This window comes from Saccharospirillum sp. (assembly GCF_040881935.1).
Lineage (GTDB): Bacteria > Pseudomonadota > Gammaproteobacteria > Pseudomonadales > Natronospirillaceae > Saccharospirillum.
The window spans coordinates 1-6,998 of the sequence record NZ_JBBECH010000010.1 but is presented as its reverse complement, the minus strand read 5'-3'; the positions used below and the strand labels follow the sequence as shown (position 1 = coordinate 6,998).

At 54.1% G+C, this 6,998-nt stretch carries 11 protein-coding genes; all 11 read left to right on the top strand.

The genetic code is table 11. The annotated features are described in order from the left end of the window. On the top strand, positions 1-333 hold a 333-nt coding region (locus WEB54_RS00810; protein WP_368052750.1), incomplete at its 5' end, for a helix-turn-helix domain-containing protein. After that, positions 330-1,541, top strand: coding sequence for a type II toxin-antitoxin system HipA family toxin (locus WEB54_RS00805; protein WP_368052749.1), 1,212 nt, complete (start codon positions 330-332; stop codon positions 1,539-1,541). The genes WEB54_RS00810 and WEB54_RS00805, both read left to right, overlap by 4 nt. 183 nt (positions 1,542-1,724) lie before the next feature. Further along, a complete protein-coding gene (locus tag WEB54_RS00800; protein ID WP_368052748.1) occupies positions 1,725-3,101 on the top strand; it encodes an MBL fold metallo-hydrolase in 1,377 nt (458 codons plus the stop codon). 179 nt (positions 3,102-3,280) lie between these two features. Further along, the gene (locus WEB54_RS00795) at positions 3,281-3,550 is read left to right on the top strand and encodes a type II toxin-antitoxin system Phd/YefM family antitoxin (RefSeq protein ID WP_368052747.1); all 270 of its coding nucleotides are present in this window, start codon (positions 3,281-3,283) and stop codon (positions 3,548-3,550) included. Further along, entirely contained in the window at positions 3,551-3,871 is a 321-nt protein-coding gene (locus WEB54_RS00790) for a type II toxin-antitoxin system RelE/ParE family toxin (protein WP_368052746.1), read from the top strand. 122 nt (positions 3,872-3,993) lie between these two features. Beyond that, positions 3,994-4,290, top strand: a complete 297-nt coding sequence (locus WEB54_RS00785; protein ID WP_368052745.1) for an addiction module antidote protein — start codon at positions 3,994-3,996, stop codon at positions 4,288-4,290. A gap of 219 nt (positions 4,291-4,509) precedes the next feature. Beyond that, the gene (locus WEB54_RS00780) at positions 4,510-4,920 is read left to right on the top strand and encodes a nucleotidyltransferase substrate binding protein (protein WP_368052744.1); all 411 of its coding nucleotides are present in this window, start codon (positions 4,510-4,512) and stop codon (positions 4,918-4,920) included. Further along, positions 4,898-5,266, top strand: coding sequence for a nucleotidyltransferase domain-containing protein (locus WEB54_RS00775; protein WP_368052743.1), 369 nt, complete (start codon positions 4,898-4,900; stop codon positions 5,264-5,266). The genes WEB54_RS00780 and WEB54_RS00775 overlap by 23 nt, the downstream gene beginning before the upstream one ends. 179 nt (positions 5,267-5,445) lie before the next feature. Then, complete coding sequence (locus WEB54_RS00770) at positions 5,446-5,829, top strand: nucleotidyltransferase family protein (protein ID WP_368052742.1); 384 nt, start codon at positions 5,446-5,448, stop codon at positions 5,827-5,829. A 90-nt stretch (positions 5,830-5,919) separates the two neighbouring features. Then, positions 5,920-6,132 carry a hypothetical protein gene (locus tag WEB54_RS00765; protein ID WP_368052741.1) on the top strand — a complete coding sequence of 71 codons (213 nt, stop codon included), beginning with the start codon at positions 5,920-5,922 and terminating at the stop codon, positions 6,130-6,132. After that, positions 6,125-6,799, top strand: a complete 675-nt coding sequence (locus tag WEB54_RS00760) for a nucleotidyl transferase AbiEii/AbiGii toxin family protein (RefSeq protein ID WP_368052740.1) — start codon at positions 6,125-6,127, stop codon at positions 6,797-6,799. The genes WEB54_RS00765 and WEB54_RS00760 overlap by 8 nt, the downstream gene beginning before the upstream one ends. The last annotated feature ends 199 nt before the right edge of the window (positions 6,800-6,998 follow it).

The following is a 6,998-nucleotide window of genomic DNA, read 5'->3' as shown; positions in this document are numbered from 1 at the left end:
CTATTTGAGGCCGCCGCCATGCCCAGAACAGACTACCAGGCCGGTATCGACGAACACAGCCGGGCACTGTTCAGCATATTCGCCGCGAACATCAAGGAAGCCCGCAAAGCCCGGGGCTGGACCTTACAGGAAGCCGCCGACCGCGCCTTTTTATCGGTCACCTCATACCGGGCCGCTGAAGCGGGTAATTTAGGCACGGCGATTGGTGTTTATCTGGCCATATTAGGCGCCATGGGCTTATCGGACGGTTTCGCCGACCTGGCCGCACCCAACCGTGACGAAACCGGCCGGCGTAACCGAACCGTTAAAGCACGGCGTAAGGTGACTGAATGACAGCGCCCTACACACAAGCCTATGTCTTTGCCGTGAATGCCGATAACGAGCAACAGTGGGCCGGCACGCTTGCGACGGCTGATGGGATGGGAACCTTCCACTACACGCAATACTGGTTGGAACATCCGAGCGCCTACCCTCTAGACCCAGTCAACTTGCCCCTTGAACCCCGAACGTTCAGAGTCCAAAACCCGAAAGGCGTATTTGGCGTGTTCACCGATGCCGGGCCAGATGACTGGGGCACACGCCTGATGTTGATGCACCAGGCCAGCGCACCCAGAAACGAAGTAGAGCGCTTGTTGCGAACCAGTGGCGGCGGTGTTGGCGTGTTGGAATTCAGTTTGTCACGCAGCCGGCCGCGACAACCCGCTAAACCAGCCCCCATGGCCTGGCTGGAACAATTGGCCGATGTAACAGACCGGGTTCAACGAAGAGAGGTGCTGACGCAAGAGCAATGGGCTCTTATAGAGCCGGGCTCGTCCATGGGCGGAGCACGTCCTAAAACCGTGGTGACCGATGGCACGGCTCAGTGGCTGGTGAAATTATCGCGAGACAGCGACCTGGTCGATATTCCGCGCCTGGAATACGCCACCCTGGCGTTATTGAAAGACGCAGGCTGGCCCGTACCCGAGGTGCAACTGAAAGCGTTGGGGGCAGGGCGTTCTGCCTTGCTGGTCCGCCGTTTCGACAGAGACCCGGCCCAGCCCGTTCACTTTATATCGGCCAACAGCCTGTTTAACCTGGCCCGGCTTCGGCCAATACGGGATTCCCTGAAGAACCCCTACAGCTACGTAAACCTGGCAGGCATACTGCGGCGCCAGGCCGCAAACCCCAAACAGGCAGGGCAGGACCTCTACCGGCGCATGGTGTTTAACCTCCTCATCGGCAATACAGACGACCATGCCCGCAACCACGGCATGACACTCGATATTAAAAGCGGCACATGGAGCCTGGCACCTGTGTACGACGTATTACCCACGGTAGGGTCGCCTGGCGGCAAGCAAGCCATGGGTGTCGGCCGTAACGGTGCCGACAGCACCCTCGAGAACGCCCTATCGTACTGTACATTGTTTGGCCTGACAGAAAGCGAAGCACAGGCCGTCATCAAAAACACCCAACACCTGGCCCAACAACTATCAGACTACCTAACCAAAGCCAGCCTGACCGAAGCTGACAAAGCCATAGTTGTAGGGCGTAGGCTGACGTAGGACATCGAAAGACGCGAAACACGAAGGGACGCAAAACATGAGCTGACGCAAGAGCGTCACAAATGTCCTGCGTCTTTAATTGTTTTGCGTCCCTTCATGTTTTGCGTCCCTTCATGTTTTGCGTCTGTTAGTGTTTCGCGTCTTCTCCTGTTCCACGTCTTTCAAAAAAAGGATCTTATGCAAATGGACTCAACCCCCCAAATAACTCACCACGGCGCTGTGACCGGCGTAACCGGCTCTTGCCACCAGTACCAGGCCGGCCACGCCAACCTGCTGATCGACTGCGGCCTGTTCCAGGGCGCTGAATCCGACCGGCCCTTGCACGCCTTCGGCTTCGATGTAGCCGAGGTTACCGCATTAATCGTCACCCATTGTCACATTGACCATGTAGGCCGCATTCCCTGGCTCATCGCCGCTGGCTTCCGCGGCCCCATTTATTGCACTGAACCTACGGCGGCGTTACTGCCCCTGGTTCTCGAAGATGCTCTGGGCATTCATATTCCCAACGATGCCGATCTGGTCGAAAAAGCCCTGGCCCGCATTCTTGGTCAAATACAGCCCGTGCCCTACAACCAATGGCATCCGCTACCTGGTGGCGAAATCGAACTGCGCTTCCAGCCAGCGGGCCACATTATGGGCTCCGCCTATGTGGAACTGGATGCTAGTGGCCACCGCACCGTATTCAGCGGCGATCTCGGGGCACCGGGCGCCGTATTCGTAGACCCACCCCAAGCCCCGGAGCGCGCCGACATTCTGGTGCTGGAAAGCACCTACGGCAACCGCGACCACGAAGCCCGCGCCGAACGCAAAACCGAACTCGGCAACAGCCTGAAACGCGCCCTGGCCGATGGCGGCACCGTACTGATACCGGCCTTCAGCCTGGGCCGTACCCAGGAGATCCTGGCTTTCATCGAAGACCTGCTGTTCGAAAACAACCTGCTGCACACCACCCACAGCCAGCCCGATGGCACCGGGGCCGCCTTACCCATCATCCTCGATTCCCCATTGGCCCTGCGCATGACCCAGGCCTACCGCCACCTGCTCGACCACTGGCGCGAACCCCTGCAAAACAAACGCAGGGCAGGGCGCTACCCCCTGGCGTTCGACCAGCTGATCACCATAGAACACCACAGAGACCACCTGGCCATGGTGAAACGGCTAACCCACACCCAACAACCCGCCGTCGTCCTCGCCGCCAGCGGCATGTGCCAGGGTGGGCGCATCATGAACTACCTGGAAGCCATGCTACCGCTACCGGAAACCGACATCTTCTTCGTAGGCTACCAGGCCAAAGGCACCCTCGGCGCCGCCATACAACGCGCCCAACCCGGCGACACAGTACGAGTAAACAACCACCCAACCCCCATGAACGCCCAAATCCACAGACTCAGCGGCTTCTCAGCCCACGCCGACAGAACCGGCCTAACCCACTTTTGCACCCAAATTCCAACAGCCCCAACAGAAATCCGCCTGGTACACGGCGACGCAAAAGTGAAGCGGGAATTCCAGGCGCACCTGGCCAACAGGCTACCGGATACGTCAGTGTGGGTACCGGATTGAGGTGACGTGGGACAGGAAATGACGAGAAACATGGAGGGACGCAGGACATGGAGAGACGCGAAACAGTTAAAGACGCAGGGCACGAACTGACGCAAGAGCGTCTTTCCATGTTATGATTCTTGACCACACCTGTTAACCGGTGCTATTAATAGTACTTTACTGCTGCCCAGGTAATCATTATGCAAGTGAAATTTTCCGAGGATGTCGTTCCTCTTACAGACCTGAAGATCAATCCCGGAAAGGTGGTTGGTCAAGCGAAAGATACTCATCGCCCAATCCTGCTTACCAGTCGTGGTCGCGGCATAGCCGTCGTTCAAGGGCTCGAGGATTATGAGAGAACCGCAGAGGAATTGCGGTTTGTAAAGGCGGTGGCGCAGGGGCTTATGGATGTTCGCGAGGGCAACACTGTATCGTTGGAGGACGCCAGGAAGACATTGGGTATCAAGTAAATGGAATTGCGCATTGCACAGTCCGCTCTTAAGGACTTACAGGCTATTCAAGAATATTACAGAGAGCAGGATATACCACATATCGGTGATGATTTCCTGGCTGCTATCCTTGAGCATTGTGAAATGCTTCAAATCCACCCTGATGCTGGCCGAGTTGTTCCTGAATTCAACCTAAATCACATTCGCGAATTGATTCACGCGCCATTTCGGGTTGTCTATCTCAGGCAGGTTAACGAGATTGTGCTTATACGAGTCTGGCGGAGTGAAAGGCAGCTCGAATTAAGGGACGCAGAACACGGACTGACGCAGGACACGAACTGACGCAATTGCGTCTTTCAATGAATTGCGTCTTTCAGTGTTCCACGTCTTTTAGTGTTTCACGTCCTTTAATGTCGAAGTGACATAGCCACAGCGTTGCGACTTGCGGCAGAGTGGGAGGCAGTATGATAGACAAAATTTACGACTACGACCCTGCAGCGGCACTGGAGAGTGAGGAAGCTATCGCCACTTTTCTAGCCGACGCACTGGAAACCGGAGATTCGGCTTATATCGCAAAGGCCTTGGGAGTAGTGGCGCGAGCCAAAGGCATGACCCAATTGGCCCGTGAGACAGGGCTTTCAAGGGAACAGCTGTATCGGTCATTTAGTGAGCAAGGTAACCCAACACTGAAAACAATGCTGGCAGTGATGCGTGCTCTGGGTGTTGACTTGACAGCACGCCCTCATGAGCCAGCGGCATGAGAAGACGCGGGACATGAAGGGACGCAGGACATAGACTGACGCGAAACATGAAGGGACGCTGAACATGAAGAGACGCGAAACATCAACTGACGCAAGAGCGTCTTTCAATGTCCTGCGTCTTTCGGTGTTCCGCGTCTTTTATTGTTTCACGTCCCTTTATGTCCCGCGTCAGTGAACGTTCCACGCCTTTCATCCAACCCATCTCAAAAGGAACAAGCCGTGACAGAGAATGACATACGCTGGAAACAACGGTTTCAAAATTACCAAAGAGCCTACGGTTTGCTCAAAGAAGCCATTGAGAAAGAGCCAACTCAACTGTCGCAGCTTGAGAAAGAGGGCATTATCCAGCGCTTCGAATACACATTCGAACTCGCCTGGAAAGTCCTGAAAGACAAAATGGAAGCCGATGGTTTAACACTGGACCAGATATCCCCCAAAGCCATTGCCCGTCAGGCTTATGCAACCAAGTACATCGATGATGCCGAAGGGTGGCTACGGATGATCGCCGACAGAAACCTCATGAGCCACACCTATGACCTCAGCAAGTTTGAAGCCATAATAGACTCCATTCGAAAAGAGCACCTATCCTTGCTCGAAAGGCTGCACAATGAACTCCAGGCAGAGTATTAGCTCGATTCCAGGGCTGGCGGCGGAATACAACGCCGAAATAGCAGCCATTATGGCCAAACACCCCGAAATAAAACGTGTTGTCCTATATGGTTCACGAGCCAAAGGCACCTATACAGATCGAAGCGACATCGACCTGGCCATAATAGGCAATGCCATTGATCACCAAACCCTCGGCAGCATCAGATTAGACCTGGATGAGTCCGACATCCCGCTAGCCATTGACCTACTAGACTACACAACATTGGAAAATCAGGACCTGAAAGCCCGTATAGACCAGGTCGGGCTCACGATCTACAGAAGCGAGCCAACAGACGCGGGACACGGACTGACGCAGGACACCAACTGACGCAAGAGCGTCTTTCAATGTCCTGCGTCTTGCGGTGTTCTACGTCTTTTAATGTCCCGCGTCCCTTCCTGTCTTACGTCTTTTAGTGTTTCACGTCTGTTAATGTCCTGCGTCTTTTCATGTTTCGCGTCAGTCCACTTCCCGCTACACTAACGCCAAACCCAACCAGCCCAGACCCCATGGCCTTAACTGAAACGATCAGGCAAATTCAAATCGTGTTAACCGAATGGCCGGAAGTCAGCATCGCCGTGTTATTTGGTTCCCTTGAAGAAAGCCGTGCAACGGCCAACAGTGATCTGGACCTTGGCGTGCAGTTACCGGCAATCATCAGCGCCACACAAAAAATGAAGTTGATGTCAGATCTGGCAACCCAAACAGGCCGCCCGGTTGACCTGGTAGACCTGCGTGATGTGGGGCAGCCTTTGCTGGGCGAGATTGTTGAGAAAGGCATCATGATACGCGGTGGTACCGAAGCAAAAGGAGGCCTCCTGTTTAAAAGCATCAGGAAGATTTTGCCGGCTACCAGCAATGCATCCTTCAAGAGCGCCGAAAAGCATGGATAGACCCATAGTTGACCTAACAGCTACGAGCTCACAGCTCAAAACTTCCCATATCAAACACCACTCGCTAAACTGGTATCAGGGGTGAGCAAAATGCAACTGATCGACCGGAATCGTTACGAACAGCTGGACCAAGTAATGTGGGATACGGCCAAAATGCAACTGGAGCCAGAAGAGGCCTTCCAGTTATACGAGCGTCGTTGGGCGTATATTGATGAACAGCGTCTTACTCCCCAGGAACAAGCCCTCATCGCCGAGTTGACCCGAACGGTCGGCAATGGGTGCTTTTTGCCTACCAATGTTTGAATTCAAAAGGCCTCGCCATAAGCTCATTCAGGCCGCACTGGGCCAGTTTGATGCTGGGTTCCTGAAGCAAAACCGCATTTACTTTGGTGGCGGAACCCGGATCTCCATGGAATTGGATGAGTATCGTGAATCGGTAGATATCGACTTTCTATGCCCCGACAAAGCGTCCTATCGGGCCGTCAGAGAGTGTGTTGATGGTTCCAGCTTGGGCCAGTTAGTTGTGCAGGACTTTGAATACCCCCGTGACATACGCTTCGACCGATACGGTGTCCGGACATTTATCAATTGGCAGGGTGAGAAAATCAAACTCGAACTCATCAGTTGTGATGACTATTACATCGAAGGATCGGACCTACCGGGTATACCAGTCCCCGTAATCGACCATACCGCCTGTTTCACGACTAAGTTGCTGGCAAACGCCGACAGAGGCCTGAGCCCCCCCTTCAAGGATATTCTCGACCTGCTTATGATGCAGCTAGCCTGGGGGCCAATCCCGGAGCAGGCCTTGAAAGCCGCAAGACAGCAATACGGCCATGCAGTCGACCAAGCCTACAGTGCGACGCTGACCAACCTTGTGAACAACTGGCCAAAACTCGAAATAGAAGCTCTGGCAATGGGAATCAGCCCCGAACAGCTAAAACGACTGCACAACAAAGCCCTGAGTTAACCGCTCCCTATTAGGGACGCATGACATGAACTGACGCAAGAGCGTCTTTACCTGTTTCGCGTCTTTCAATGTCCCACGTCCCTTAATGTTCTGAGTCTTTTCATAGCTTCCTATAAACCAATGAATTTTATGCTGTATTTATATGGGTCTTCACCTATTTGTGTGGGTGAGGAACCAGCTGTAAACCGCCTAAATGGAA

Coding starts and splice junctions, on each gene's coding strand:
- WEB54_RS00805 (WP_368052749.1), top strand. CDS start 330: ATGACAGCGCCCTACACACAAGCCTATGTCTTTGCCGTGAATGCCGAT.
- WEB54_RS00800 (WP_368052748.1), top strand. CDS start 1,725: ATGGACTCAACCCCCCAAATAACTCACCACGGCGCTGTGACCGGCGTA.
- WEB54_RS00795 (WP_368052747.1), top strand. CDS start 3,281: ATGCAAGTGAAATTTTCCGAGGATGTCGTTCCTCTTACAGACCTGAAG.
- WEB54_RS00790 (WP_368052746.1), top strand. CDS start 3,551: ATGGAATTGCGCATTGCACAGTCCGCTCTTAAGGACTTACAGGCTATT.
- WEB54_RS00785 (WP_368052745.1), top strand. CDS start 3,994: ATGATAGACAAAATTTACGACTACGACCCTGCAGCGGCACTGGAGAGT.
- WEB54_RS00775 (WP_368052743.1), top strand. CDS start 4,898: ATGAACTCCAGGCAGAGTATTAGCTCGATTCCAGGGCTGGCGGCGGAA.
- WEB54_RS00770 (WP_368052742.1), top strand. CDS start 5,446: ATGGCCTTAACTGAAACGATCAGGCAAATTCAAATCGTGTTAACCGAA.
- WEB54_RS00765 (WP_368052741.1), top strand. CDS start 5,920: ATGCAACTGATCGACCGGAATCGTTACGAACAGCTGGACCAAGTAATG.
- WEB54_RS00760 (WP_368052740.1), top strand. CDS start 6,125: ATGTTTGAATTCAAAAGGCCTCGCCATAAGCTCATTCAGGCCGCACTG.